This window comes from Photobacterium sp. SP02, from assembly GCF_038519165.1.
Taxonomy (GTDB): domain Bacteria; phylum Pseudomonadota; class Gammaproteobacteria; order Enterobacterales; family Vibrionaceae; genus Photobacterium; species Photobacterium halotolerans.
This window is the reverse complement of record NZ_JASJOJ010000057.1, coordinates 1-25842: the sequence shown is the minus strand read 5'-3', so window position 1 is coordinate 25842 and position 25842 is coordinate 1. Positions and strand designations below refer to the sequence as shown.

The 25842-nt window shown below is 56.0% G+C and carries 27 protein-coding genes; 16 read left to right on the top strand and 11 right to left on the bottom strand.

Going from position 1 to position 25842, the window contains the following annotated elements:
* Positions 1-228 precede the first annotated feature (228 nt).
* Positions 229-783 carry a gamma carbonic anhydrase family protein gene (locus tag P0Y67_RS18505; RefSeq protein ID WP_342393082.1) on the top strand — a complete coding sequence of 185 codons (555 nt, stop codon included), beginning with the start codon at positions 229-231 and terminating at the stop codon, positions 781-783.
* On the opposite strand, the gene P0Y67_RS18500 is transcribed toward P0Y67_RS18505, so the two are convergent.
* The 4 genes from P0Y67_RS18500 to tsaC are packed head-to-tail and all read right to left on the bottom strand — an operon-like array spanning position 770 to position 3405.
* On the bottom strand, positions 770-1033 hold the full coding sequence (locus tag P0Y67_RS18500) for a DUF1488 domain-containing protein (RefSeq protein ID WP_161445829.1): 264 nt from the start codon (positions 1031-1033) through the stop codon (positions 770-772). The two genes, P0Y67_RS18505 and P0Y67_RS18500, sit on opposite strands and share 14 nt — an antisense overlap.
* Positions 1034-1041: 8 nt before the next feature.
* The gene (gene aroE / locus P0Y67_RS18495; RefSeq protein WP_342393080.1) at positions 1042-1881 is read right to left on the bottom strand and encodes a shikimate dehydrogenase; all 840 of its coding nucleotides are present in this window, start codon (positions 1879-1881) and stop codon (positions 1042-1044) included.
* 56 nt (positions 1882-1937) lie between these two features.
* Positions 1938-2840: an oxygen-dependent coproporphyrinogen oxidase gene (hemF, locus tag P0Y67_RS18490; RefSeq protein ID WP_342393079.1), complete on the bottom strand. Its 903-nt coding sequence runs from the start codon at positions 2838-2840 to the stop codon at positions 1938-1940.
* A 7-nt stretch (positions 2841-2847) separates the two neighbouring features.
* Positions 2848-3405, bottom strand: a complete 558-nt coding sequence (tsaC, locus tag P0Y67_RS18485; RefSeq protein WP_342393078.1) for an L-threonylcarbamoyladenylate synthase type 1 TsaC — start codon at positions 3403-3405, stop codon at positions 2848-2850.
* 199 nt (positions 3406-3604) lie between these two features.
* Between tsaC and purE the strand changes: the two genes are divergently transcribed.
* Both purE and P0Y67_RS18475 read left to right on the top strand, forming a co-directional pair.
* Positions 3605-4093, top strand: a complete 489-nt coding sequence (gene purE / locus P0Y67_RS18480; RefSeq protein ID WP_027251702.1) for a 5-(carboxyamino)imidazole ribonucleotide mutase — start codon at positions 3605-3607, stop codon at positions 4091-4093.
* Positions 4094-4095: 2 nt separating this feature from the next.
* Positions 4096-5220, top strand: a complete 1125-nt coding sequence (locus P0Y67_RS18475) for a 5-(carboxyamino)imidazole ribonucleotide synthase (RefSeq protein WP_342393077.1) — start codon at positions 4096-4098, stop codon at positions 5218-5220.
* A 76-nt stretch (positions 5221-5296) separates the two neighbouring features.
* Here the strand turns inward: P0Y67_RS18475 and P0Y67_RS18470 are convergent, their stop codons facing one another.
* Genes P0Y67_RS18470 through P0Y67_RS18455 form a run of 4 tightly spaced genes read right to left on the bottom strand, consistent with a single transcriptional unit; the run spans position 5297 to position 8141 of the window.
* A complete protein-coding gene (locus tag P0Y67_RS18470; RefSeq protein ID WP_342393076.1) occupies positions 5297-5857 on the bottom strand; it encodes a DNA topoisomerase family protein in 561 nt (186 codons plus the stop codon).
* A gap of 31 nt (positions 5858-5888) precedes the next feature.
* Entirely contained in the window at positions 5889-6362 is a 474-nt protein-coding gene (locus P0Y67_RS18465) for a DUF494 family protein (RefSeq protein ID WP_161445817.1), read from the bottom strand.
* 2 nt (positions 6363-6364) lie between these two features.
* Positions 6365-7459, bottom strand: a complete 1095-nt coding sequence (gene dprA, locus P0Y67_RS18460) for a DNA-processing protein DprA (RefSeq protein ID WP_342393075.1) — start codon at positions 7457-7459, stop codon at positions 6365-6367.
* Entirely contained in the window at positions 7452-8141 is a 690-nt protein-coding gene (locus P0Y67_RS18455) for a hypothetical protein (RefSeq protein WP_342393073.1), read from the bottom strand. Before P0Y67_RS18455 ends, dprA begins: the two co-directional genes overlap by 8 nt.
* 263 nt (positions 8142-8404) lie before the next feature.
* Here P0Y67_RS18455 and def point away from each other — a divergent pair, with 263 nt between their 5' ends.
* The 5 genes from def (at position 8405) to P0Y67_RS18430 (ending at position 14285) form a co-directional block, all read left to right on the top strand.
* A complete protein-coding gene (def, locus tag P0Y67_RS18450; RefSeq protein ID WP_046222118.1) occupies positions 8405-8914 on the top strand; it encodes a peptide deformylase in 510 nt (169 codons plus the stop codon).
* Positions 8915-8929: 15 nt separating this feature from the next.
* On the top strand, positions 8930-9874 hold the full coding sequence (gene fmt / locus P0Y67_RS18445; protein ID WP_342393072.1) for a methionyl-tRNA formyltransferase: 945 nt from the start codon (positions 8930-8932) through the stop codon (positions 9872-9874).
* 137 nt (positions 9875-10011) lie between these two features.
* Positions 10012-11310, top strand: a complete 1299-nt coding sequence (rsmB, locus tag P0Y67_RS18440; RefSeq protein WP_342393071.1) for a 16S rRNA (cytosine(967)-C(5))-methyltransferase RsmB — start codon at positions 10012-10014, stop codon at positions 11308-11310.
* A gap of 92 nt (positions 11311-11402) precedes the next feature.
* Complete coding sequence (trkA, locus tag P0Y67_RS18435) at positions 11403-12833, top strand: Trk system potassium transporter TrkA (protein ID WP_327078759.1); 1431 nt, start codon at positions 11403-11405, stop codon at positions 12831-12833.
* A 6-nt stretch (positions 12834-12839) separates the two neighbouring features.
* A complete protein-coding gene (locus tag P0Y67_RS18430; RefSeq protein WP_342393070.1) occupies positions 12840-14285 on the top strand; it encodes a TrkH family potassium uptake protein in 1446 nt (481 codons plus the stop codon).
* Positions 14286-14305: 20 nt separating this feature from the next.
* Here P0Y67_RS18430 and trhA read toward each other — a convergent pair whose 3' ends face one another.
* Positions 14306-14974, bottom strand: coding sequence for a PAQR family membrane homeostasis protein TrhA (trhA, locus tag P0Y67_RS18425; protein WP_161455345.1), 669 nt, complete (start codon positions 14972-14974; stop codon positions 14306-14308).
* A gap of 120 nt (positions 14975-15094) precedes the next feature.
* The gene (locus tag P0Y67_RS18420; protein ID WP_342393069.1) at positions 15095-15889 is read right to left on the bottom strand and encodes a sporulation protein; all 795 of its coding nucleotides are present in this window, start codon (positions 15887-15889) and stop codon (positions 15095-15097) included.
* Positions 15890-16050: 161 nt separating this feature from the next.
* Between P0Y67_RS18420 and P0Y67_RS18415 the strand changes: the two genes are divergently transcribed.
* The 4 genes from P0Y67_RS18415 (at position 16051) to P0Y67_RS18400 (ending at position 19686) form a co-directional block, all read left to right on the top strand.
* On the top strand, positions 16051-16317 hold the full coding sequence (locus tag P0Y67_RS18415; protein ID WP_342393068.1) for a YihD family protein: 267 nt from the start codon (positions 16051-16053) through the stop codon (positions 16315-16317).
* 178 nt (positions 16318-16495) lie between these two features.
* The gene (gene ccoG, locus P0Y67_RS18410) at positions 16496-17926 is read left to right on the top strand and encodes a cytochrome c oxidase accessory protein CcoG (protein WP_342393067.1); all 1431 of its coding nucleotides are present in this window, start codon (positions 16496-16498) and stop codon (positions 17924-17926) included.
* Positions 17927-18021: 95 nt separating this feature from the next.
* On the top strand, positions 18022-19011 hold the full coding sequence (locus P0Y67_RS18405; protein WP_161445801.1) for a serine/threonine protein kinase: 990 nt from the start codon (positions 18022-18024) through the stop codon (positions 19009-19011).
* 72 nt (positions 19012-19083) lie between these two features.
* A complete protein-coding gene (locus P0Y67_RS18400; protein WP_027251718.1) occupies positions 19084-19686 on the top strand; it encodes a thiol:disulfide interchange protein DsbA/DsbL in 603 nt (200 codons plus the stop codon).
* A gap of 64 nt (positions 19687-19750) precedes the next feature.
* Here P0Y67_RS18400 and P0Y67_RS18395 read toward each other — a convergent pair whose 3' ends face one another.
* On the bottom strand, positions 19751-21277 hold the full coding sequence (locus P0Y67_RS18395) for a YifB family Mg chelatase-like AAA ATPase (protein WP_192017632.1): 1527 nt from the start codon (positions 21275-21277) through the stop codon (positions 19751-19753).
* A gap of 414 nt (positions 21278-21691) precedes the next feature.
* Between P0Y67_RS18395 and ilvG the strand changes: the two genes are divergently transcribed.
* From ilvG to ilvD, 4 genes are all read left to right on the top strand, one after another.
* A complete protein-coding gene (ilvG, locus tag P0Y67_RS18390) occupies positions 21692-23341 on the top strand; it encodes an acetolactate synthase 2 catalytic subunit (protein ID WP_342393066.1) in 1650 nt (549 codons plus the stop codon).
* Positions 23338-23598, top strand: coding sequence for an acetolactate synthase 2 small subunit (gene ilvM, locus P0Y67_RS18385; RefSeq protein ID WP_027251721.1), 261 nt, complete (start codon positions 23338-23340; stop codon positions 23596-23598). The genes ilvG and ilvM overlap by 4 nt, the downstream gene beginning before the upstream one ends.
* Positions 23599-23613: 15 nt before the next feature.
* Positions 23614-24546 (top strand): branched-chain amino acid transaminase, encoded by a 933-nt coding sequence (locus P0Y67_RS18380; protein ID WP_120513865.1) that lies wholly within the window; start codon positions 23614-23616, stop codon positions 24544-24546.
* Positions 24547-24624: 78 nt separating this feature from the next.
* Positions 24625-25842: dihydroxy-acid dehydratase (ilvD, locus tag P0Y67_RS18375; protein WP_342393065.1), on the top strand; the 1218-nt coding region annotated here is incomplete at its 3' end.

Sequence of the window (25842 nt, the reverse complement as noted above, 5' to 3'; positions counted from 1 at the left end):
GTTTTTCTAACCGCTTACACTGCCTAGCGCTTAAGTTTGCTGCTCTGCCGTGTCAGTGAGGCGGCATTATAGAGAGTTCGATCACGTTGGCAATAGCTAAGTTGAAATAATTTTGTCATTTTCGCTCAAGCGACCAAGATTCACACAACCCTCCATGATTTTGGTGGTATAAACACCGGAGAAGTTCCGAGACTCAGTAATCCTGCTCCAGATAATAGAGGTAACCAGATGCAAAACTCACTCCGGTCATATAAAGGAATCACTCCCACAATAGGCGAAGAAGTCTATATCGACCCATCCGCCGTACTGGTAGGGGATATTCACTTGGCCGACCACAGCAGCATTTGGCCACTCGTTGCAGCACGTGGAGATGTGAACCACATCCGAATCGGTGAGCGGACCAATATCCAGGACGGGACTGTCTTGCACGTCACCCGAAAAAGCAACAGCAATCCTGATGGCCATCCTCTTATTATTGGCGATGATGTGACAATTGGCCACAAAGCTATGCTCCATGGCTGCAGGGTGGGTAACCGGGTCCTGGTAGGGATGGGCGCCATTCTTCTTGATGGGGCAGTGATCGAAGATAATGTGATTATCGGGGCAGGGACTTTAGTGCCGCCAGGCAAGGTATTGCAAAGCGGTTATTTGTATGTCGGCAGCCCCGCCAAACAGGCGAGGCCATTAACCGATGCTGAATTAGCATTTCTTCCGCAGTCAGCCGATAACTATGTCCGACTAAAAGACGAGTACCTGGAAGAGAACAAGATCAGCCAATCATGATTTCGCCGTCTTGATTGAAGTTTTCTTCGTCAATCGAAGACTCGGCGAGCTCTTCAAGATCAAAACGGTACTCGGCAAAGGCGGCTAAAATGGCCGCCTCATCGGTCAGTGCCATCTCGGCTTTCTTTTCCAACCAGTCCAGCCTGACCCAGCAACGGATTAACGCTCCGGCTTGCTGGGCCGGAAAGCATACCGCCTGGCGCTCACTGTCCCAGCTCTGCAAGTCGGCAAATAAAATATCTTGGTTCATGGAATTCTCTACTTTGCCTGTAAAGTACGACGCAACTCGCGCAGTACCTGTTCGGTACCGGGCCGCATGCCGCGCCACAGCATAAAACTCTCAGCAGCCTGACCCACCAGCATACCCAGGCCATCAAGCACCTGACGGGCGCCTAATGTCTCTGCCCACTGATTAAATGTGGTTTGCTCCTGACCATAAACCATGTCGTAGCACACCACTTCAGGATGAATAAGGGAAGCAGGAATGCCCGGCAGCGACTGGCTCAGGCTGGCAGAGGTCGAATTGATGATCACATCGAAATACGGCGCATCAGCCAGATCATCCAATGCCATACCCGCAACCTCGCCATAAGCGGCAAACACGGCAGCCAGCTCTTCTGCTTTGGTAAAGGTTCGATTGGTAATCACCAGATTGGCAGGGGCCTGCGCCAGCAAAGGCAGAATGACGCCGCGCGCCGCACCTCCCGCTCCGATGAGAAGAATGCGCTTCCCCTGAATTGCAACCTGATTTCGCAGTAAATCCTGCACCAGACCTTCACCATCCGTGTTATCCCCGAGAATACCGCCATCATCGAGTTTCTTCAGCGTATTCACGGCGCCGGCCAATTGCGCCCGTTCAGTCAGTTGGGTGGCATAGGTAAAAGCCTGCTCTTTAAAAGGCACGGTAATATTACAACCACGCCCTCCGGCAGAGAAAAACTGATCCGCGGCAGCCCGAAAACCCGCCACTGGCGCTAACTGGGCCTCATACACCATGTCTTGTGCTGTTTGACGCGCAAACAGGGTATGAATCAACGGTGACTTGCTCTGCGCAATCGGATTACCGAATACGACATATTTATCCTTGGCCTGATTCATGGCTGCTGTGTCTTCCTTATCACTTAATCACTCACTTCATATTCACCGGCGCCGGACTACCAGTCCCGGGGGGTCAGGTAATCGCACAAGCGGGCTTCCTGTGAATCCGGCTCTGGCTGGAAGCAATACTCCCACCGTGCCAGAGGAGGCATAGACATCAAAATAGACTCAGTGCGACCACCACTTTGCAGGCCGAATAAGGTACCGCGGTCATAGACCAGGTTAAATTCGACATAACGGCCACGGCGATAAAGCTGGAATTGACGTTCACGCTCACCGTAAGGGGTAGGGCAGCGTTTGTCTACTATAGGCAGATAAGCATCCAGAAAACCCAAGCCCACTGACTGCATATACGCAAAGGACTTTTCAAATCCCCACTGATTGAGATCATCAAAGAATAAGCCGCCGACGCCCCGGGTTTCCTGACGATGCGGCAAAAAGAAGTATTGATCACACCAGGCTTTATGCTCGGCATAAACAGTGTCGCCGAAGGGCGCACAAATGTCTTTGGCCACCTGATGCCAGTGGCGGCAGTCTTCATCAAACGGATAAAAGGGAGTGAGGTCAAAGCCGCCGCCAAACCACCAGACCGGATCTTCGCCCTCTTTTTCGGCAATGAAGAAGCGGACATTGGCATGCGATGTCGGGATATAGGGATTCTTGGGATGGATCACCAGAGAGACTCCCATCGCCTCAAAGCGGCGTCCTGCCAGTTCAGGCCGGTGAGCCGTTGCCGAAGCCGGCATCTGGGCGCCATAAACATGGGAGAAATTGACACCGCCCTGCTCAAAGACTGCGCCATCACGCAACACCCGGCTGCGGCCGCCACCACCTTCTTCTCTTTCCCAGCTGTCTTCGACAAAGCTGGCCTGGCCATCCTGCGCTTCCAGTGCCCGGCAGATGGTATCTTGCAGCTCCAGTAAGAACGCCTTCACGGCGTGTTTGTTGACGTCTTGCATGCGTAAGTTATCCCTGTCGAAAAATGTGCCCTGTGGCAGCATCGCGAATTTCAGACGGATTGTCACGGCCGCCCGTTTCACCGTGCAGGATGGTACTCAGGTGATCACCCAATTGGGATACCACCTCATCCACTGTCCGGCATGGCGGTTCGCCAGTCAGGTTCGCACTGGTTGAGGTCAGCGGCTTACCAAACTCACGGCACAGCTGCTGCACCAGCGGATGGTCGGTCACCCGAACCGCAATCGTGGTGAATTGTCCGGTCAAAAAAGCGGGTACCTGGGGTTTGGTGGGCATGACCCAGGTCACCGGGCCCGGCCAGGTGGCCATAATACGGGTTTTCTGCTCATCGGTGAGCTGGCTGTCATCGATATACGGCGCCAGCTGAGCATAATCGGCCGCGATTAAAATCAAGCCTTTCTCAACCGGTCGTTGCTTCAGCGCCAACAGCCTGGCAACCGCCTCCGGATTATCGGGATCGCAGCCCACCCCAAAGACGGCTTCTGTCGGGTAGGCAATCACTTCACCTTGCTGTAACGCGGTGACCACTTGGCTTAAATTATCCACACTGTCCTCAATGGCTTGATACCGCACCAGACCCGCTGGCGACGGCTGTTATTCTCTGGGTCGTTATTTTAACTCAATCTCAGCGAACTGCATCAATTACGCCCCAGACCGCGACGCAAACGTTTTCCTTAAGGAAAAATCTCCGTATAATGCGCGGCAAACCCTCTTGCCTGATTAACATAACCCTAAGGAGTTCGGGATGAAAGTCGGTATTATCATGGGCTCAAAATCTGACTGGCCAACCATGCAACATGCAGCTGAGATGCTGGATCGCTTCAATATTGCCTACGAAACCAGAGTCGTTTCCGCGCACCGGACTCCGCACCTGTTGGCCGAATACGCCGAAACCGCCCATCAGCGCGGCATTTCAGTGATCATCGCAGGGGCAGGCGGTGCCGCCCACCTACCGGGCATGACCGCCGCTTTCACCAGCCTGCCGGTGCTTGGCGTACCTGTGCAGTCACGGGCGCTGAAAGGCATGGACTCGCTGCTGTCGATTGTTCAGATGCCAAAAGGTGTGGCGGTAGGAACGCTGGCCATTGGCGAAGCGGGCGCGGCCAATGCCGGTTTACTGGCAGCACAAATCATAGGCACTCAGGATGCCGGCGTGATGGCAGCAATTGATGCCTTCCGCAAAGAGCAGACTGACACAGTGCTGAGCCAACCAGATCCGTCTGAGGACGCGTGATAATGAAAAAGGTTCTGGTTTTAGGTGCCGGGCAACTGGCCCGCATGATGTCACTGGCTGGTGCCCCGTTAAATATTGATGTGATCGCCTACGACGTAAACAGCGAGAACATAGTGCACCCGCTGACGCAAACCGTGCTCGGCCACGGACTGGATAGCGCGATTGCCCGGTGCGACGTCATCACCGCAGAGTTCGAGCATATCCCGCACAATATCCTGGATATCTGCGAGAAAAGCGGAAAGTTCCTGCCGGCGACAGCGGCGATCAAAGCCGGCGGTGATCGACGCATTGAGAAAGCCTTGCTCGATGCCGCCGGCGTAAAAAATGCCCGATATACTGTGATTCAAAGCCGCGACGACTTAAACACTGCCATTGCACATGTCGGCGTGCCTATGGTGCTGAAAAGTGCCCTGGGCGGCTACGACGGCAAAGGCCAGTGGCGGCTGAAAGATTCCGCCGATGCTGATCTTATCTGGCCGGAAATGGCACAATGCATCGCCTCCACCCCCACTCAGGCGATTGTGGCTGAAGAATTCGTGCCTTTTGATCGCGAAGTCTCTCTGGTCGGAGTGCGTGGCAAAAACGGTGACATCGCTGTCTATCCGTTGGCGGAAAATGTGCACACCGATGGCGTGCTGAGCCTGTCTACCGCAATCCATTGCCCTGAGCTGCAGCAACAAGCCAAAGAGATGTTCACCGCTGTGGCGGACAGCCTGGATTATGTCGGCGTACTGGCGCTGGAGTTCTTTGATGTGCAAGGCCAGCTGCTGGTGAATGAAATTGCCCCCCGGGTGCACAATTCAGGACACTGGACCCAGCAGGGTGCGGAAACCTGTCAGTTCGAAAACCATTTACGGGCAGTGTGCGGCTTGCCACTGGGCAGCACGGATTTGATTCGTCACACAGCTATGATCAATATTCTGGGGGAAGACACCCTGCCTGAGACCCTGCTGGCCATGGCGGGCTGCCATATTCACTGGTACGGCAAGGAAAAACGCGCGGGGCGCAAGATGGGGCATATCAATGTCTGCGCCGACAACAACAGCCAGCTGGAATCGCGCCTTGCTTCGCTGGCAGAGATCTTAAACCCTCACACTTTCCCGGCCCTGCAGCAATACCGACACTAAACCTTGGTACGCAGGCGACATGAGCCGTCTGCGTCCTTCCTTTTGTCATTTACACTAAGTGAATACTGAAGTCCGCTCAGGACGACTGGATATGCTGACACTTACGGTTAGCACACTGGTGCTTATCGCCGCTGGCGAGCTTTTTTTGCACCAGCAACGGATAGCCACAGGCCTCACATTCTCCGGCAACGGGCGGCGCATTGACGGCAAATTTACACTTGGGATAGCCATCGCAGCCATAAAACGCCTTGCCGTAACGGCTGTTACGCTTCACCAGATGGCCAGTGCCGCATTCAGGACATCGCCAGGCACTCTCCTGAGGTTGTGCAGGCGGCGTATTTTGCGTTTCTATATGGTGACACTCTGGGTAATTGCTGCAGCCAATGAACATACCGTAGCGTCCCTGGCGCAGGACCAGCTCATGCTGGCACTCAGGGCAAGGCACGCCCAGCTCTTTGACTATGTGGCCATCATTCTGATGCAGCGGTTTGATGTAATCGCAGGCCGGGTAGGCGCTGCAACCTAAAAAGGGACCGTGTTTTCCGTGGCGCATTAACAGAGCCGCCCCGCATTGAGGGCAGGGCGTCTCTTGGTGAACCTGGTGGGAAAACAGCTCAGGGTTAATTTTACTGGCCATACCTCAGGCCTTCGCTTCTGTTATGTCACAATTAATGAAGATAGCCGTCCTCTGCACCATAAAGCAGCTCTTCCATCTGGCTGTAGGCGCTTTCATTGCCTGGCGCATTAAACAGCACCATCAGGATAATCCACTTCAGATCATCGAGTATAAATTCTGTCGTTTCCAGTTCCATGACTCTGTCTATCACCATCTCCCGAGTGTCAGCGCTCAGTACATGGATTTGTTCCAGATAAGTCAGAAAACCACGGCAAGTGACGTCCAGACGATTCATCTCATCCTGTGTATAAACACGGATCGAGGTTACCGCACTGGTGTTCATATAAGGGGTGTGGTCGGTATCTTGCAGCGCTGCAAGTTTCTCTAGCCAGTTCAGAGCCTTATAAATATCTTCTTGGTGAAATCCTGCGCGTAGCAATTCTTCGGACAGTTCGTCCTGATCTACCATTAATTCAGCGTCACTGTGAATATAGGTTTCAAACAGGTACATGAGTATATCCATCATGACTAGCCCCTCCTCGATCTGATATAGCCACCGGGCACTGAAGTGATAACCCCTTGCAATTCTAACTCCAGCAATTGCGTCATTACTTCATGGACAGGTTGATCACAACGTTCAGCAACCACATCTACGGGTGTTGCTTCATTGCCTACGTTAGCCAACACCGCATTAAATGGCAATTGCTCATTTTCAGGATGTGGCAGCGATACGCTCATTTGACTACTTTTTGCGCAGTGGGTGAGTGCGCCAACCTCCTCAAAGATATCGACCGAGCTTTCCACCAGTTTAGCACCGGATTTAATCAGCGCGTTACAGCCTTTGCTGCCTGGTGCATAAATAGAGCCGGGGAGGGCAAACACATCGCGATCTTGCTCCAGCGCATAGCGTGCCGTGATAAGCGAGCCGCTCTTCAGTGCGGCCTCCACCACGAGAACGCCGACGGACAGTCCGCTGATGATACGGTTGCGGCGAGGAAAATGCTGCGGCCTGGGGGGTTCTGACGGCCAGAACTCAGAGACCAGGGCTCCCTGCTCCGCAATCAGACCTGCCAGCTCCCGATGAGCGGCAGGGTAGATGCGCCCCAGGCCAGAGCCCAGCACAGCCACAGTCGCGCCGCCATTTTTCAGCGCGCTGTCATGGGCATGGCCATCGACCCCCAGCGCCAGGCCACTGGTCACCACATAATCCGCAGCCACCATAGCCGCGGCAAACTCCCGTGCCGCCTCACGGCCGTCAAGACTGGCATGCCGGCTGCCGACAATTGCCAGTTGCGGCTCACTGAGCCAATGTGGCTGTCCGCGAATGAAAAGGACAGGCGGCGGTGAGCTGATTTCCTTAAGCAGGCGAGGGTAAGCCGGGTCACTTAAAACCAGCAGCTGCTGGTTATCCTGTTCACACCAGCGCAGGGCTTCGTGCAAGCGCTTGCTGTCCGGCCGGCGCAACAGGGTGATTTGCGGCCCTTTGAGCCCCATCGCCATCAGATGCGGTTCGGGCATTTTGCGAATCTCAGCCACTGTGGCCTGCTCCAGCAATTGCTGGATTCGCTGTCCGCCCAGGCCGGGCACTGCCGCCAGTGCCAGCCAGTCTTCCCTGTCACTCATGCTCGCGTTCGCGCTCAATGCGTGTAGCTATATCGCCGATTTTGATCGGTCCCTGACTGCTAATGACCTGGGCGAGACTGAATTGGTCAAGGGTATCGCCGATTTCCACATCCGCCACCAGCCGCTGTCCCAGCAATTGATGTTCAATCCGCCAGCGCTGACCGGGCTCCAGGCCATGCTCCGCGCCGTGATCCAGCACCAGCCAGTCCTGCATATAATGATGGTCCTGCAAACCTCCCAGCACTCTGACAGCCTCCGGGGGGACATCGGACTGCCCGGCTGAATGGGGAGCCGTGGGTCTGAGCAGGCGATCACCCGGGCGGATTTCCTGCATCCCTGCGGTAACGGCCAGCCGGCTGCCCTGATCATCATTGGTCACTACTGTGACGCTGGCCACCGGCAGCATACCCCACACATCGGCGGCGGAATGATAGGACGGCTCAGTCGTGCTGAATGCCCGTGTCGGGCGGTAAATATGCCAGGTACTGCCATTCTCGAGCACTTCTTTGACCAGGAGTTCATCGTCGTGGGTCAGGTATTGACGCCCGTTCATCACAGGTATCACTCTCGGGGCTAATCCCAGTTGCTCGGCGGTTACTAAACGCCCCGGTAACCCGAACCCGGCAACGGCCGGCGTTAACGCCGACAGCCACAGTACACTCAGCCATACACACATACGCATCGTCAATCATCCCTCTCGATACACTCATACGGCAGCCTGTCAGGCAAAGACGCCTGTGACTATTTGATGATTGGATCTTTGCGGCAGAATTCTCGCTTTCAGATTCGGGTTTCATCATGCCGGTAATGGTACTGACGGCCGGTATCACAGCCGGCAGTCCGGCAGACAAAGGCGTCGAAAGCTGTTCTTTGATGATGAAAATGACTAGAATTAGAGCAAATAAGCTATTGTCCTTTTTTATACGTCACTATTTACGGGAATCTATGTCTGTTTTAAACGTGTTAACTTTCCCTGATGATCGCCTGCGGACTGTCGCCAAGCCAGTCGAAGCGGTCACGCCTGAAATCCAGAAAATCGTCGATGACATGCTGGACACTATGTATGACGAAGATGGTATCGGCCTGGCGGCCACACAGGTTGATATTCATCAGCGAATCGTTGTCATTGATATCTCGGAAGAACGCAACCAGCCGATGGTGCTGATCAACCCGGAAATCCTGGAAAAACGCGGCGAAGACGGCATCGAAGAAGGTTGCCTGTCTGTGCCTGGCGCCCGGGCACTGGTCCCCCGCGCTGCGGAAGTCACAGTGCGCGCCCTGGACCGTGACGGCAAGGAATACACTTTTGAAGCCGACGATCTGCTGGCCATCTGTGTACAGCACGAATTGGACCATCTGGCCGGTAAGCTCTTCGTTGATTACCTGTCACCTCTCAAGCGCCAGCGTATCCAGAAAAAGCTGGAAAAAATGAAGCGCTACCAAGAGCAAGTCTAAGAAGCCGAGGTTATCTTGAGCCAACCCTTACGTATCGTATTTGCTGGTACGCCTGATTTCGCCGCCCGTCATCTGGCGGCGTTATTATCTTCACAGCACGAGGTTATCGCCGTTTACACCCGTCAGGATCAGCCTGCCGGCCGCGGCAAAAAACTCACCGCCAGCCCGGTTAAACATCTGGCGCTGGAGCAGAATATCCCGGTTTACCAGCCGAAAACCCTGCGCGATGAAACCGCCCAGCAAGAACTGGCCGCCCTGAATGCCGACCTCATGGTGGTGGTGGCCTATGGCCTGATCCTGCCCAAAGTGGTCCTGGATACCCCGCGTCTGGGCTGTATTAATGTCCATGGCTCCATTCTGCCGCGCTGGCGGGGCGCCGCACCGATCCAGCGCTCTATCTGGGCCGGGGATGCCGAAACCGGCGTGACCATCATGCAGATGGATGAAGGTCTCGATACCGGCGACATGCTGAAAATCGCCTCACTGCCGATCGCCGCGAAAGATACCAGTGCCAGCCTGTACGACAAACTGGCCGGGCTGGGACCGGACACCCTGCTGAGCTGCCTGGACGATATCGCCGCAGGCCGCGCCGTGGCGGAAAAACAAAATGACGAGCGTGCCAATTACGCAGAAAAACTCAGCAAAGAAGAAGCGAAAATCGACTGGACCATGGACGCCGAAGCGATTGAGCGCTGTGTTCGCGCCTTCAATCCATGGCCGATGAGCTTTTTTACCGTGGCGGAGCAAAACGTCAAAGTCTGGCTGGCCGAGGTGGAAGCCGATAACCAGGGCCAGGCGCCCGGCACCATTTTGTCAGCCGACAAACAGGGCATAGTGGTTGCCACCGCAAAAGGCGCGTTGCGTCTGGTACAACTGCAGCCGCCGGGCAAAAAAGCCATGGCCGCGCAGGATCTGCTGAACTCACGCCGCGAGTGGTTTACCCCGGGTGCCGTGCTGTAAACCGCCGTGCCCCTGCAAACGTTTTTTAGCCAGTGAACGGCAGATTTGCTGTTGCGCTGGCTTTTTCATTCGCCGCTCACGCGGCAACCATGGCAGTCAGTAAACTGCCATAAGCTCATCTAGTCAGGAATTCAATCATGAATGTAAGAGCTGCTGCGGCCGAGGTGATCTATCAGGTGGTGGATCAGGGCCAATCGCTTGCTACTGCTCTGCCGGCCGCGCAACAGGGTATCAAACCCCGTGACCACGCCCTGCTGCAGGAAATCTGCTACGGCGTGCTGCGCTGGCTGCCGCGCCTGGAATCTGTCACTCAATCCTTGATGGACAAGCCGCTGAAAGGCAAACAACGTGTGTTTCATCATTTGATCCTGGTCGGTCTGTATCAGCTCGGGTATATGCGCATACCGGCGCATGCTGCCGTGGCCGAGACAGTCGATGCTACCAAGACACTGAAAAAGCCCCAGCTGCGTGGCCTGATCAACGCGATTTTGCGTAATTATCAGCGTCAGCAAGAAGAGCTGGATCAGCAGGCAATGAGCCATGATGCCGGTAAGTACGGCCATCCCGGCTGGTTACTCAAGCTGCTGCGCGAGCACTACCCGACGCAACTGGACGCCGTGACCGCCGCCAACAACACCAAAGCCCCGATGTGGCTGCGGGTCAATCGCCGTCACCACAGCCGGGATCAGTACCTGACCCTGCTGGACGGCACAGACATCAGGGCGACTGTGCATCCGCAGGCCGGCGATGCGCTGAAACTGGAGCGCGCCTGCGATGTTCAGCTGCTGCCGGGCTTTGCCGATGGCTGGGTCTCGGTGCAGGATGCCGCCGCACAGCTGGCGGTCGATTACCTCAAGCCGCAGGCCGGTGAGCTGATCCTGGATTGCTGCGCCGCACCGGGCGGCAAAACCGCCCATATTCTGGAGCGCGAGCCGGGCGCCAGTGTCGTCGCCATCGACTGTGATGAGCAGCGCCTGCTGAGAATCAAAGACAATCTGCAGCGCTTGCAACTGGACGCAGAAGTCTTGTGCGCCGATGCCCGTTACCCGCAGCAATGGTGGCAGGGCAGAGCCTTTGACCGGATTTTGCTCGACGCACCGTGTTCGGCAACCGGGGTGATCCGCCGCCATCCGGATATCAAATGGCTGCGCCGCGCCGACGATATTGCGGCACTGGCTACCCTGCAGGCAGAAATTCTGGATGCCATGTGGCAACAGCTGAAGCCGGGCGGCACTTTGGTGTACGCAACCTGCTCCATCCTGCCGCAGGAAAACCGCGAGCAAGTGAAAGCCTTCCTGGCGCGCACGCCAGATGCTGTGCTGGCCGAAGGGGCAGACAACGGCACCGCTGACGCGCCGGGGCGCCAGATTCTGCCGGGTGAAGAAGACATGGACGGCTTTTATTACGCGGTACTGGAGAAACGCCTGACGGCCTGATCCCGTGGTGAGAGAAGTATCCGCGCATAGCGCAAAGCAAGGTTAAGTCTTTGTGCAAACGGGTTGAAATTGCTGCTTCTCTCGCCAACTCAGTGTACCCTAACGACAAACAGCAAGGATCTGAGAACACTCATCAGGCATCAGCTATGAAAATTATCATTCTTGGCGCAGGCCAGGTCGGCGGCACGCTGGCAGAAAACCTGGTTGGCGAGAACAATGACATCACTATTGTCGACTCCAACCCTGAACGCTTGCGCGAACTGCAAGACAAATACGATTTGCGGGTTGTGCAGGGGTATGCCAGCCATCCCCGCACTCTCAGGGATGCCGGTGCGCAGGACGCAGACATGCTGGTCGCCGTCACCAATTCTGACGAAACCAACATGATTGCCTGTCAGATCGCCTTTTCTCTGTTCAATACCCCGAACCGGGTGGCCCGTATCCGTTCCCCGGAATACCTCAAAGAAAAACATCAGCTGTTCCATACTGACGCAGTGCCGGTCGATCACCTGATTGCGCCGGAAGAGTTGGTGACAGGCTATATCGAACGCCTGATTGCCTACCCGGGGGCGCTGCAGGTGGTGGGCTTTGCCGACAACAAAGTCGGGCTGGTGGCAGTCAAAGCCTATTACGGCGGCCCGCTGGTCGGTAATGCACTGTCCGCACTGCGTGAGCACATGCCGCACGTCGATACCCGTGTCGCGGCAATTTTCCGCCAGGGCCGGCCTATCCGTCCGCAGGGAACCACCATTATCGAAGCCGATGATGAAGTGTTTTTCGTCGCCGCCAGCAACCATATCCGTTCAGTCATGAGTGAGCTGCAGCGACTGGAAAAACCCTACAAGCGGCTGATGATAGTCGGGGGCGGTAACATAGGTGCCGGTCTGGCCAAAAGGCTGGAAAACAGCTACAGCGTCAAGCTGATTGAGCACAACCCGCAGCGCGCGGAAAGCTTATCGGAAATGCTGACCAACACCATAGTCTTCTGTGGTGATGCCTCTGATCAGGAACTGCTGAGCGAAGAGCATATCGAGCAGATCGACGTCTTCATCGCCGTCACCAACGATGACGAAGCCAATATCATGTCGGCCATGCTGGCCAAACGCATGGGTGCCAAGAAGGTGATGGTGCTTATCCAGCGCGGCGCTTACGTCGATCTGGTGCAGGGCGGCACCATCGATATTGCGATTTCGCCGCAACAGGCCACAATCTCCGCCTTACTGACCCATGTGCGTAAAGCCGATATCGTCAACGTGTCCTCGCTGCGGCGCGGCGCGGCAGAAGCGATTGAAGCCATCGCGCACGGCGATGCCAGCACCTCCAAAGTGGTTGGCAAAGCCATAGGGGATATCAAACTGCCGCCGGGCACCACCATTGGCGCCATAGTGCGCGGCGAAGAAGTGCTGATTGCCCACGACCGTACCGTGATTGAGCAGGACGACCATGTGGTCATGTTCCTGGTCGACAAGAAGTACATCCCGGATGTAGAACGTCTGTTCCAGCCCAGTCCTTTCTTCCTCTGAGCAGCTATGGTTAATCTTCGTCCGATCATCTTTGTCATAGGGCTGGTCTTATCCAAGATCGCCCTGTTTATGTACCTGCCCACCATACTGGCATTTCTGACCGGGACGGGCGGCTTCATTGATTTTGCTACCGCGGTCATCATTACCCATATCGTGGCGTTTGCCTGCCTGACATTCGGTAAGGTGAAAGATTTCAAGCTCGGGGTCAGGGACATGTTCCTGCTGACCACACTGGTCTGGACTGTCGCCAGCGCCTTTGCCGCGCTGCCCTTTATGCTGATTAACCACATCAGTTTTACCGACGCCTATTTCGAAACCATGTCAGGCATCACCACCACAGGATCAACGGTACTGAGCGGGCTCGATGACATGGCCCCCAGCATTCTGTTGTGGCGCTCCACCCTGCAATGGCTGGGCGGGATCGGCTTTATCGTGATGGGGGTAGCGATTCTGCCGATGCTCAACGTTGGCGGGATGCGCCTGTTCCAGACCGAATCCTCAGACTGGTCGGAAAAAAGCTCCCCGCGCACCAAGAACGTGGCCACCAACATAGTGACCGTCTATCTCAGCCTGACAGGGATGTGCATTCTCGGTTTCATGGCAGCAGGCATGAACACCTTCGATGCGGTCAACCATGCTTTCACCACCTTATCCACCGGCGGTTATTCCACCTCAGACGGCTCGATGAACCACTTCTCACCGGCCGCGCACTGGGTCGCCATTGTGTTTATGTTTGCCGGCGGGCTGCCGTTTCTGCTCTTTGTGCAGGTACTGCGCAAAAGGCAGCCGGCATCATTACTGCGGGATGCACAGGTCCGGGGGTATGCTGTAACTGTACTGATAGTCAGCCTGATGGTTGCGCTCTGGCTGTGCTGGCAGGATGGCTATGACTTCAGTCATGCCATTCGGGTCGCCATGTTCAATATCGTTTCCGTGGTCACCACCACAGGCTTCGGGCTGGAAGATTTTACCGCCTGGGGCGCGTTTCCGACCGTGGTATTTGCCTTCATGATGCTGGTCGGCGGCTGCTCAGGATCGACGGCCGGCGGCTTCAAGGTGTTCCGTTTTCAGGTTGCCATCGCCTTGCTGCGCAAACAGCTGATGCAGCTGATCCACCCGTCCGGGGTGTTTATTCAGCGATATAATCAAAGACCGGTCACGGATGCGATTGTCCGCTCTGTGGTGGCCTTCGCCCTGACTTTCATCATGACCATCATCATCATTGCCGCATTGCTGGCGATGCTGGGGCTCGATCCCATCACCAGCATCAGCGGCTCGGTGACAGCCGTGGCCAATGTGGGGCCGGGCATGGGCACTATTATTGGCCCGACAGGGAATTTCGCCTCCCTGCCGGATGCCGCCAAATGGATCCTCAGCCTCGGCATGCTGATGGGCCGCCTGGAGATCCTGACCGTACTGGTACTGGCATTCCCGGCTTTCTGGAAAAACTGACCCGTTGCACATTGCCGGGTCTAACCCGGCAGCCCGGCCGTTGGTGTCACGTACCAGTAAATAGCCAGAAAATGGCAGACCGTTCCGCCCAGCACAAACAGGTGCCAGATGGCGTGATTGTAGGGAATCCGCTGATTGACGTAGAACACCACGCCAAGGGAATACACCACACCGCCCACGGCCAGCCAGATCAGTCCGGCCGCCGACATCGCCATCGCCAGCGGATACACGGCCACCAGAGACAACCATCCCATCGCCAGATAGATCACCAAAGACAAACGCTTGAAGTGGTAGATAAACACCACTTTGAACATGATCCCCAGCAAGGCTACCGTCCAGATCACGGCCATCAGCGTCACCGCCAGCGGCGTCCGCAGGGTAATCATCAGGAAAGGGGTATACGTACCGGCTATCAGCAGATAGATCGCGCAGTGATCCAAGGTTTTCAGAACGCGCTTTGCCCGCTCAAACGGAATGGCGTGATACAGGGTAGAAGCGAGATACAACAAAATGATGCTGGCGCCATAAATGCTCAGGCTGGCCACACTGAGCGCATCGGCATTCACTTCCACTGCCCGCATCAGCAGCATCACCAGAGCGACTATGCCGAAAATCATCCCGGCGCCGTGGCTGAGGCTGTTGGCGGTTTCCTCGGCTGCTGAGTACGTCTCTTTGTGTTGTTCGACCATCAATGCTATCCGTTTTCTTCTGTACTTCCCAGCAGTATGGCACAGTTTAGCTTACACTTGTAAGCTGAAATTTATGACACCGCAGTGACAGCACAGTTAGCTGTCTTCATGGTGCGTTACTCAGAGATCGTCGACCTGATCCAAATACCTCATCACCCGCTCTCCGGCTTCTGACGGGGACAGATCCAACGGCAAACACAACTGGCGTTTAAGCTCGCTGCTGCCGAGCAGGCCGGACAACAAACCGCCCACCCCGCGCTGCCGGCGATCAATCGAGAACCACAGCTTCAGGCAGTCATCGTCACGCTGAGTGATCAGCTCCAGTTCACGCCAACGACCATGAAAAGGGCCGGACACAGGCACAAACTCAAACACCTGCACAAAGGGCAGCTCAAAACCGCGCACCGCTTCACATTCCACCTGCAATATACGCAGTCCCGCTTGCTCAAGGGCAGTAAACACGTCGTCAAGCAAAGGATCCGGCCGCACGGTCAGGGAGTCTTTGTCTTTGGGATCCAAGGCCGACGGCACATCAAGGTGCGTTTCCAGCCACACACCTGAATAGCCGATAGTGATTGGGGTGTTGAGCGGCAATTCAAACCGGCAGTCAAACTGGCGCTCTTCACCGGCCGCCAGGGTAAAGGCCTGCGGCAAATGCCACTGGGCCAGGGTGTGCGTGCGGGTGACTTTTTCCATCCGCCGCTCGCTGTCACCGCAGCTGACAGCCTGCTCATCCTCAAAGCTGCAGCACAGATACAAATGCACATTATCCACCGCCTGCGCGACTTTTCCGCCTTTGACCTCAATACGAACGGGCAGAGCCTGACCCGGGATCAGCACTTCGGTTTCCAATACTGTATCGACTCTGGCGCCGCCCAAACCCAGGCTGGCCAGTGTTTTGTGAAAAAGCGACATCATGGCTCCTTGTCCGCATCCATCCATTGTGAGTATGAAACCAGTTTATATAGCCAATTTGGGTTCAGCAAGGCATGCGCTGAAACTGACAGCGTTTGGGTTCTGACATCACCGTCTGGTATAATCCACACTAAAAGTAAGCTTAACAAAGGAGCCGGACCATGGCTGAGCACCGCATTACCGAACTGCTGGCACTTCTCAAGCCTTACTGGCAGCAGTACCCGGATTTAAGCCTGAGCGGGGTCATGGCACAGCTGGCAAACGAAGCCGGATTTCAGGGGCCACTGATCGATGTGAGCGATGATATGCTGATTTATCAGCTGAAAATGCGACAGGAAAAGCAAGAGGCCATGATTCCTGGCCTGGCGAAAGACTGCGAGCCAGATTTCAAAACCGCCCTGCTCAAAGCCAGAGGGATCATCAAATAACCCCAAAAACCTTAAGCGCATTTTTTGAGCGAGGTAGAATATTCAACCAGTTAGATAAGGTATAATCCGAGCTTATTACTATCAGGGCCAACAGCACCTGAATTTATGATTGCCCAGGCGATGCACCCGGGCACATCTGCCAGCGTACAGACTGGCTATGCCCAAGGAATGCAATGCCATGAACCAAGAGAGAATCAAAATTAAGGACGTCACTCCCAAAGAGTACAATCCTAAGACCCATAAAGGCGGCGACGACCGCTTCAACCCGAGTAACCGTATTTATGTACGGGCCATGAAAGGGGTCTATCAGCAGCTGCGCCAGCGTATGGGGTGGTTAATGATGGGCCTGTTCCTGATACTGCCGTGGATCACCTACAATGGCAGGCAAGCGATTTTGCTTGATATCGGCCGCCAGCAGTTCAACATTTTCGGTACCACTTTCTGGCCTCAGGATCTGATGTTACTGGCCAGCCTGCTGATGGTCGCGGCCTTTGCGCTGTTTTTTGTCACCACCTTTCTTGGCCGGGTCTGGTGCGGTTATATGTGCCCGCAAACGGTCTGGACCTTCATCTACATCTGGTTTGAAGAAAAGCTGGAAGGGCCGGCCAACAAGCGCCGCACCCAGGACAACAAGGCACTGACCTCCGATCTTGTCGTGCGCAAAACCCTCAAGCACATAGCCTGGCTGGTGGTCGCCCTGATCAGCGGCCTGACCTTCGTCGGCTATTTTCTGCCTATCCGTGAATTAGTTCCCGGCTTCTTCACCTTCAGTGCCAGCTTCCTGGCCGTGTTCTGGGTGCTGTTCTTCACCTTCTGTACCTATGGTAACGCCGGCTGGATGCGCTCTATCGTCTGTATTCACATGTGTCCGTATGCCAGATTCCAGTCCGCCATGTTCGACAAAGACACCTATATCGTCGGCTATGATGCCGCCCGGGGCGAAAAACGCGGCCCGCGCTCGCGCAAAACCGATCATAAAGCGCAGGGGCTGGGCGACTGTATCGACTGTAACCTCTGCGTCCAGGTTTGCCCGACCGGGATCGATATCCGGGATGGCCTGCAGTATGAGTGCATTAACTGCGGTGCCTGTGTGGATGCCTGTAACCAGACGATGGACAAAATGGGCTATCCGCGCGATCTGATCACTTACACCACAGAGCACAAGCTGGAAGGCAAGAAAACCCATATCATGCGACCAAAACTGATCGGCTACGGCGCTGTGATGCTGGCGATGTTCGGCCTGATGGCCTACCTGGTGGTTTCAGTACAGCCTATGGGACTGGATGTGATCCGCGACCGTAACCAACTGTTCCGTATCAATACCGAAGGGCTGGTCGAGAATACCTACACCCTGAAAATTCTCAATAAAACCCAGCAGGATGCCACTTATCAGCTGCAGGTTGAAGGTCTGGACAATGCCCAGTGGTATGGCCCTCAGCAGGTTAATGTCAATGCCGGTGAAGTGTTTACCCTACCGATCAGTCTGGGCGTTGACCCATATGAGCTTGAACGGCCGATTGTCGATATCCGGTTTATCATGGAACATCAGGGCAGCGAGGAAACGAGTCGTCTGGTGACCGACAGCCGCTTTATCGGCGAGTTACGCTAACCATCTCACGCCAATCAGTAAATAAAGGGCCGATTACGGCCCTTTTTCATTATGCTGTATACTGATGCGACATTTATAACCATGGCTGTAACACTATGACAGCACTTGATGATTTCAGCTTTGCTGATCTGACACCGGACTTACTGCTCAATGCGCTGGAGAGCACGGGCATTTATGCCTCATCGGGACTGTTGCCCCTCAACAGTTATGAAAACCGGGTCTACCAGTTCAGCAGTGATGACGGCCGCCGCTACGTCGCCAAATTCTACCGTCCGCAGCGATGGAGTGATGCCCAGATCCAGGAAGAACATGACTTCGCCGCCGAACTGGCTGCGCAGGAGATTCCGCTGGCAGCGCCTCTGGTCATGAACGGCCAAACCCTGCACCACTATGAACACCACCGTTTCGCGCTGTTCCCCAGCGTCGGCGGCCGCCAGTTTGAAGTCGATAATGTTGACCAGCTTGAGCAGGTCGGCCGCTTCCTGGGCCGCATCCACAAAGTCGGTCAGCGCACACTGTTCAGCCACAGGCCCACGCTGGGGCTAGAGGAATATCTGGTTCAGCCCCGACTCGTCCTGGAGCAGTCCGGGTTTATCCCGATGCATCTGGAATCGGCTTTTTTCGGCGATCTGGACCGCCTGATCGCCTTACTGAGCGAGCGCTGGCACAGCGACTGGCAGTCGCAACGTATTCACGGCGACTGCCATCCGGGCAACATACTGTGGCGCGACGGCCCACTGTTTGTCGATTTGGACGATGCCCGAAACGGGCCGGCGGTGCAGGATCTATGGATGCTGCTCAACGGCAGCCGCCAGGATCAGCTGATGCAGCTGGATACCCTGCTGGAAGCGTATGGCGAATTTGCCGATTTTGATCCGCGTGAATTGCAACTTATTGAACCATTACGCGGTCTTAGATTAGTGCATTACATGGCATGGCTAGCAAAACGCTGGCAGGATCCGGCTTTCCCGCGTGCATTCCCCTGGTTTGCTGATGCAAAATACTGGGAAGGTCAGGTACTGGCCATCAAAGAACAACTGGCTGCCCTTGAAGAGCCGCCACTGCAGCTGATGCCGCAATGGTAATCAGTCTGACTTGAATCCGAACAGCCGTACCTGTAAAAGGTATTGTATTGATTTTTCAGGGAGAACCCTTACATGTTGAAAACACTTTTTGCGCTGGCAACAGCAGCGCTGCTTTCTTTTTCCGCGCATGCCGCCAAGTTTAGCGAAGGCGATTACTACCAGGTGCTGGAACTGCCGAAATCATCCACGCCTGTGGTGAACGAGTTTTTCTCGTTTTACTGCCCGCACTGCTTCAACTTTGAACCGCTGATCCAACAGCTGAAAACCAAAATCCCGGACAACGCCAAGTTCCAGAAAAGCCATGTCTCCTTCATGGGCGGCAACATGGGCACCTCGATGAGCAAGGCTTACGCGACCTCGGTCACTCTGGGGATTGATGACAAAATGATCCCGGTACTGTTCAGCCAGATCCATCAGGCAAACAAACCGCCGCGCAACGATGAAGAGCTGCGCCAGATCTTTCTCGATAACGGCGTGAAAGCCGAAGACTTCGACGGCGCCTTCAACAGCTTCGCCGTCAACTCTATGGTCAACCGTTTCAACAAAGGCTTCCGCGACAGCGGCCTGACCGGTGTACCAGCCGTGGTGGTCAACAACAAATACCTGGTGAAAACCGACAAAGTAAAATCAGCCGACGAATACTTCGAGCTGATCAATTTCCTGCTCAAGCAGTAAGTTTTTTTCTCTGTGAAAAAGGGCCGAAAGGCCCTTTTTTGTCTCAGTTGTTTCTCCGAACAAGTTACACCACCTGGCTGGTGATCTGCTTCAGCAGCCGATCCATGGCGCGGTAGCCTAAGGCTTCGGCCAGATGGACCCGTTCGATCTCGGGTTTGCCAGCCAGGTCGGCGATGGTGCGGGCGACTTTGATGATGCGGTGATAGGCGCGGATCGACAGGCCGAGCTGGTGCAGGGCGGTTTCCAGAAACTCAGCGTCGGCTTTGGTCAGTGCGCAGTGCTTGTCCAGTTCGCGGGTACCGAGCAGGGCGTTGATCTTGCCGCCGCGGCTGTGCATCCGGCCCCGAGCTTCCTTCACCCGCTCTTTGATCACCCCAGTGGTTTCCCCTCTGTCGCCGCCCTGTGCCAGAGTGCCACGCGGCAGGGCGGGGATCTCAATCGACATATCAAACCGGTCCAGCAACGGGCCGGACAAACGCCCCAGATAACGCAGTATCGCCTGCGGATTGGTACGGGTCTGGCTGCCTTCGTAGTAACCGGTCGGGCTGGGATTGAGCGCGCCAATGAGCTGGAACCGGGCCGGAAAGGTGGTTTTGCTGGTGGCACGGGAAATCACGATCTCGCCAGATTCCAGCGGTTCACGTAAAGAATCCAGCACTTTTCGCTCAAACTCCGGCATTTCATCTAAAAACAGAATCCCGTTATGGGCCAGCGAAATTTCACCGGGGCGGGGGATGGAGCCGCCACCCACCAGCGCTGCCATCGAGCTGGAATGATGCGGGGCGCGAAACGGACGGTTGCGCCAGTTGCCGGCATGGAGTGACTGCGCGGTCAGGGAAGTAATGGCGGCCGTTTCCAGCGCTTCCTCGACATCCATCTCCGGCAGCAAATCGCACAACCGCGAGGCCAGCATGGTCTTGCCGGTACCGGGCGGGCCGACAAACAACAAATTGTGACCGCCTGCCGCGGCGATCTCCAGCGCCCTTTTGCCCTGCTGCTGACCTATGATGTCCTGCATGTCGCGGCCATTGACCATCGGCACCGCCTGACCGGGGGCGCGACAATGCAGCGACAGCGCTTCCTGACCACACAGGTAGGCACACACGGCCAGTAAGCTGGCCGCTGATTTGTGTATCTCTCTGCCCACCAGCGCCGCCTGATCGCCATTGGCATCGGGCAGCACCAGGCAGCGGTTCTTCTGCTTGGCCGCCAGCGCCGCCGGCAGCGCGCCCTTGATGGAACGTAACTCGCCAGACAGAGCCAGTTCGCCCAAAAATTCATGATCGTGCAGCTTAGTGTCGGGGATCTGGCCCGATGCGGCCAAAATGCCCAGCGCGATGGGCAAGTCAAAGCGCCCGCCTTCTTTGGGCAGATCGGCCGGGGCCAGATTGACAGTGATCCGGCGCGACGGAAACTCGAAATTAGCATTCACTATCGCGCTTCTGACTCTGTCTCTGGCCTCCTTCACTGTGGTCTCAGGTAACCCCACCAGATTGACCGCCGGCAGGCCGTTACTGAGGTGAACCTCTATCGTAACCGCCGGCGCATCCACCCCGACACAAGCCCTGCTGTGAACTATCGCCAACGTCATTTTCAACCTATCAATAAATTAATTAACTGCCATATCACTGGATAAACACGTTTTATCAGCACAATGTACGCAAGATATCCAAGGCGGATTGAAAATAACCACAACAAATTTCTTGTCATGCGACGAATGTCTGTGTTAAGACTAAGGACGCACAACATATAAACAAGAATTTTGGACAGACAAGTCAATGCTATTAAACGTCAACCTACTGGTCCTCATTATTAACGTCATCGTGGTGATTATCTCACCGCGACGGGGGCTGGCAGGCGTAAAATAGCACATACGCAAACACACGCAGAAAAAGCCCCCGCACCGACAAGGTCCGGGGGCTTTTTTCATACCTGATGCCAGAAGACTGCACTATTCCAATAAACCGCAGCACTGGCAGAGGTCATCAAGAAACAGGGAGCCATGATGACAGGCGCAGAGTTAGTAGTAGAAGCCTTGAAACAACAGGGGGTGAGCACAGTCTTCGGATATCCGGGCGGTGCCATCATGCCAATTTACGATGCCTTGTACGATGGCGGCGTCAGGCACGTGCTGTGCCGCCACGAACAGGGTGCTGCCATCGCCGCTATCGGTTATGCCAGAGCCAGCAAAGGGATAGGGGTTTGCCTGGCCACCTCAGGGCCGGGTGCCACCAATCTGATCACCGGACTGGCTGACGCCATGCTGGATTCCATCCCGCTCGTGGCTATCACAGGTCAGGTTGCCAGCCCTATGATAGGCACTGACGCGTTTCAGGAAGTCGATGTCCTGGGGATGTCACTGTCGTGCACCAAGCACAGTTTTCTGGTGACAGACCCGGCAGAACTTCCCGCGGTACTGAGCGAGGCCTTTGAAGTGGCACTGAGCGGCCGACCGGGCCCTGTGCTGGTGGATATCGCCAAAGACGTACAAGTTGCCGCCATCGAACACCCGCTTGCCCCACTGCATGAATTACCTGCGTTACCCGAGACCGACCCTGCACAGTTTGCCCTGGCTCAGCAGCTTATTGCCGACAGCCAGCGTCCTATTCTTTATGTCGGCGGCGGGGTACAGCTGGCAGATGCCGTCGCCAGTGTGCGCGAGTTTCTCGATCTCACGCACATGCCGGCAGTGTCGACCCTGAAAGGGCTGGGCTGTGTTGAGAAAAACTACCCGTACCACCTGGGCATGCTGGGGATGCACGGCACTAAAGCCGCCAACCTGGCAGTCCAGGAAGCCGATTTACTGATCGCGGTCGGTGCCCGTTTCGATGACAGGGTGACAGGCAAACTGGATACCTTTGCGCCCCACGCCAAAGTGGTTCATCTGGATATCGATACCGCCGAGCTGGGCAAACTGCGTCAGGCTCATGCCGCTTTGCGCTGCGATATCAACACAGTGCTGCCGCAACTGGCCCGCCCGATGGCGCTGGCGCCGTGGCAACAGCGCGTTACCCGCCTGATGGCAGACAACGGCTGGCGTTATGATCATCCAGGCGAGCGTATTTTCGCGCCGCTGCTGCTGAAACAACTGTCAGACAAGATGGACGATCAGACCGTCATCAGTACCGATGTCGGCCAGCACCAGATGTGGGTCGCCCAGCACATGACCCACAGACAACCGCAGAATCTGCTGACCTCGGCCGGGCTCGGCACTATGGGCTTCGGCCTGCCGGCCGCTATCGGTGCCAAGCTGTCCCGTCCTGACGATCAGTCTATTCTGGTGTCGGGCGACGGCTCTTTCATGATGAATGTGCAGGAGCTGGGCACCATCCGCCGTCTCGGCCTGCCGGTCAAGATTGTACTGCTGGACAACCAGCGTCTGGGCATGGTGCGCCAGTGGCAGGAGCTGTTCTTTGACGGCCGCTACAGCGAAACCAGCCTGTCCGATAACCCGGATTTCGTCACCCTGGCCAGTGCCTTCGGCATCCCGGGCCAGACCATTACCCGCAAGGAAGAAGTCGGTCCTGCATTAGATACCCTACTGGCGAGCGAGACAGCCTACCTGCTGCACGTTGCCATTTCTGAAGCTGATAACGTCTGGCCGCTGGTTCCACCCGGTGGTGCCAACCACGACATGATGGAGGAACCTGTATGACCCAGCACACCCTGACTATCCAAGCCACCAGCCGTCCGGAATTACTGGAACGTGTTCTAAGAATCACACGCCACCGCGGATTCATGGTAAAACAGTTTTCAATGGCGCATAGTGAAGATTGTCAGTCCGTCGACATTGAAGTCACGGTAGACAGCGAGCGTCCCATCAGTGCCCTCTATCACCAGCTGGACAAACTGTGGGATGTCAACGGCGTCACCATTTTAGAGCAACAACAAAAACAACAAATCAGCGCATAACGAAAGGATTACACAATGGCAAACACAGCAGATTACATTTGGTTTAATGGCGACATGGTGCCTTGGGCAGACGCGAAAGTACACGTACTGACTCACGCGATGCACTACGGTACCTCCGTGTTCGAAGGCATTCGCTGCTACGAGACGCCAAACGGACCTGTGGTCTTCCGTCACCGTGAGCACATGGCCCGACTGAAAGATTCTGCCAAGATCTACCGCTTCCCGATCCCATACACTGTCGATGAGCTGATGGAAGCCTGCCGCGAAACCCTGCGCGCCAACAAACTCAATTCTGCCTATATCCGTCCGCTGGGCTATGTGCCTAACGTGGGTCTGGGTGTCTGTCCGCCGAACGGCACGGAAATGGATCTGATCATCGCGGCGTTTTCCTGGGGCTCTTACCTGGGCGAAGAAGCACTGGCCAACGGGGTCGATGCCATGGTGTCGAGCTGGAACCGCGCCGCGCCGAATACCATTCCGACCGCTGCCAAAGCGGGCGGTAACTACCTGTCTTCGCTGTTAGTCGGTGGTGAAGCCCGTCGTCACGGTTATGCCGAAGGCATTGCACTGGATGTGCGCGGCTACCTCTCTGAAGGGGCCGGCGAAAACATCTTTGTGATCCGCAACGGGGTGATTTCGACCCCGCCGGCCACCAGCGCCATTCTGCCGGGTATTACCCGCGATGCCATCGTGACGCTGGCCAAAGACATGGGTTATGAGATCCGCGAAGAAAACATCGCCCGCGAGGCGCTGTATCTGGCCGATGAAGTCTTCATGACCGGCACCGCGGCGGAAATCGTGCCGGTACGCAGCGTTGATCAGATCACCGTCGGCGAAGGCAAACGCGGCCCGATCACTGAAAAGATTCAGGCGGCCTTCTTTGGCCTGTTCAACGGCCAGACTGAAGACAAGTGGGGCTGGCTGGATCCTGTATATCCGGCAAAATAAGCCACACTTATAAGCAAGAGAAGCAATGTCCCCGCCGGTGTCAGACGGCACCGGCGGCCAAAAAAGGAATTTCACGTTATGCCTAAGTACCGTTCAGCCACCACCACCCACGGCCGTAATATGGCGGGTGCCCGCGCCCTGTGGCGTGCCACCGGCGTCAAAGATGAAGATTTTGGCAAACCTATCATCGCCGTCGTCAACTCCTTCACCCAGTTCGTACCAGGCCATGTTCACCTGAAAGATCTGGGCCAGCTGGTTGCCGCTGAAATCGAGAAAGCCGGTGGGATTGCCAAAGAATTCAACACCATTGCCGTTGATGACGGAATTGCCATGGGTCACGGCGGCATGCTGTATTCCCTGCCGTCGCGCGAGCTGATTGCCGACTCGGTCGAATACATGGTCAATGCCCACTGTGCCGACGCCATGGTCTGTATCTCCAACTGCGATAAGATCACCCCGGGCATGCTGATGGCGTCCATGCGCCTCAATATTCCGGTGATCTTCGTCTCCGGCGGCCCGATGGAAGCCGGTAAGACCAAACTGTCTGATCAGATCCTGAAACTGGATCTGGTCGATGCCATGATCCAGGGCGCCGATCCCAAAGTCTCTGACGAGCAAAGCGAGCAGATCGAGCGTTCAGCCTGCCCGACCTGCGGCTCCTGCTCAGGCATGTTTACCGCCAACTCGATGAACTGCCTGACCGAAGCCCTGGGCCTGAGCCAGCCGGGTAACGGTTCATGCCTGGCCACCCATGCCGATCGTAAAGAGTTGTTTATCACTGCCGGTCAGCGCATTGTCGGTCTGACCAAGCGTTACTACGAGCAGGACGATGACAGCGTGTTGCCGCGCAACATCGCCAGCAAGAAAGCCTTCGAAAATGCCATGGCGCTGGATATTGCCATGGGCGGCTCCACCAATACCGTCCTCCACCTGCTGGCGGCGGCGCAGGAAGGCGAGATCGACTTCACCATGGAAGACATCGACCGCATGTCCCGCCGCGTGCCGCACCTGTGTAAAGTGGCGCCGTCAACGCAGAAATACCACATGGAAGATGTCCACCGCGCCGGGGGCGTGTACGGCATTCTCGGTGAACTGGACCGTGCCGGCCTGCTGCACTCAGACGTTCCCAACGTGCTGGGCATGACGCTGTCAGAAGCGCTGGCCCGCTACGACATCAAACAAACCGATTCAGAGGAGGTTGCCACCTTCTTCCGTGCCGGTCCGGCCGGTATCCGGACCACTCAGGCCTTCTCACAGGACTGCCGCTGGGACACCCTGGATGACGATCGCGAGAAC

Excerpts from the sequence above, each read along its gene's own strand:
- ccoG (WP_342393067.1), top strand. The coding sequence starts at position 16,496 with ATGAACCAAGAGAGAATCAAAATTAAGGACGTCACTCCCAAAGAGTAC.
- P0Y67_RS18500 (WP_161445829.1), bottom strand. The coding sequence starts at position 1,033 with ATGAACCAAGATATTTTATTTGCCGACTTGCAGAGCTGGGACAGTGAG.
- ilvM (WP_027251721.1), top strand. The coding sequence starts at position 23,338 with ATGACCCAGCACACCCTGACTATCCAAGCCACCAGCCGTCCGGAATTA.
- P0Y67_RS18465 (WP_161445817.1), bottom strand. The coding sequence starts at position 6,362 with ATGATGGATATACTCATGTACCTGTTTGAAACCTATATTCACAGTGAC.
- P0Y67_RS18420 (WP_342393069.1), bottom strand. The coding sequence starts at position 15,889 with ATGTCGCTTTTTCACAAAACACTGGCCAGCCTGGGTTTGGGCGGCGCC.
- ilvG (WP_342393066.1), top strand. The coding sequence starts at position 21,692 with ATGACAGGCGCAGAGTTAGTAGTAGAAGCCTTGAAACAACAGGGGGTG.
- P0Y67_RS18380 (WP_120513865.1), top strand. The coding sequence starts at position 23,614 with ATGGCAAACACAGCAGATTACATTTGGTTTAATGGCGACATGGTGCCT.
- aroE (WP_342393080.1), bottom strand. The coding sequence starts at position 1,881 with ATGAATCAGGCCAAGGATAAATATGTCGTATTCGGTAATCCGATTGCG.
- purE (WP_027251702.1), top strand. The coding sequence starts at position 3,605 with ATGAAAGTCGGTATTATCATGGGCTCAAAATCTGACTGGCCAACCATG.
- P0Y67_RS18455 (WP_342393073.1), bottom strand. The coding sequence starts at position 8,141 with ATGCGTATGTGTGTATGGCTGAGTGTACTGTGGCTGTCGGCGTTAACG.
- P0Y67_RS18470 (WP_342393076.1), bottom strand. The coding sequence starts at position 5,857 with ATGGCCAGTAAAATTAACCCTGAGCTGTTTTCCCACCAGGTTCACCAA.
- P0Y67_RS18400 (WP_027251718.1), top strand. The coding sequence starts at position 19,084 with ATGTTGAAAACACTTTTTGCGCTGGCAACAGCAGCGCTGCTTTCTTTT.
- P0Y67_RS18430 (WP_342393070.1), top strand. The coding sequence starts at position 12,840 with ATGGTTAATCTTCGTCCGATCATCTTTGTCATAGGGCTGGTCTTATCC.
- P0Y67_RS18505 (WP_342393082.1), top strand. The coding sequence starts at position 229 with ATGCAAAACTCACTCCGGTCATATAAAGGAATCACTCCCACAATAGGC.
- P0Y67_RS18475 (WP_342393077.1), top strand. The coding sequence starts at position 4,096 with ATGAAAAAGGTTCTGGTTTTAGGTGCCGGGCAACTGGCCCGCATGATG.
- P0Y67_RS18415 (WP_342393068.1), top strand. The coding sequence starts at position 16,051 with ATGGCTGAGCACCGCATTACCGAACTGCTGGCACTTCTCAAGCCTTAC.
- trhA (WP_161455345.1), bottom strand. The coding sequence starts at position 14,974 with ATGGTCGAACAACACAAAGAGACGTACTCAGCAGCCGAGGAAACCGCC.
- P0Y67_RS18405 (WP_161445801.1), top strand. The coding sequence starts at position 18,022 with ATGACAGCACTTGATGATTTCAGCTTTGCTGATCTGACACCGGACTTA.
- dprA (WP_342393075.1), bottom strand. The coding sequence starts at position 7,459 with ATGAGTGACAGGGAAGACTGGCTGGCACTGGCGGCAGTGCCCGGCCTG.
- rsmB (WP_342393071.1), top strand. The coding sequence starts at position 10,012 with ATGAATGTAAGAGCTGCTGCGGCCGAGGTGATCTATCAGGTGGTGGAT.
- def (WP_046222118.1), top strand. The coding sequence starts at position 8,405 with ATGTCTGTTTTAAACGTGTTAACTTTCCCTGATGATCGCCTGCGGACT.
- P0Y67_RS18395 (WP_192017632.1), bottom strand. The coding sequence starts at position 21,277 with ATGACGTTGGCGATAGTTCACAGCAGGGCTTGTGTCGGGGTGGATGCG.
- hemF (WP_342393079.1), bottom strand. The coding sequence starts at position 2,840 with ATGCAAGACGTCAACAAACACGCCGTGAAGGCGTTCTTACTGGAGCTG.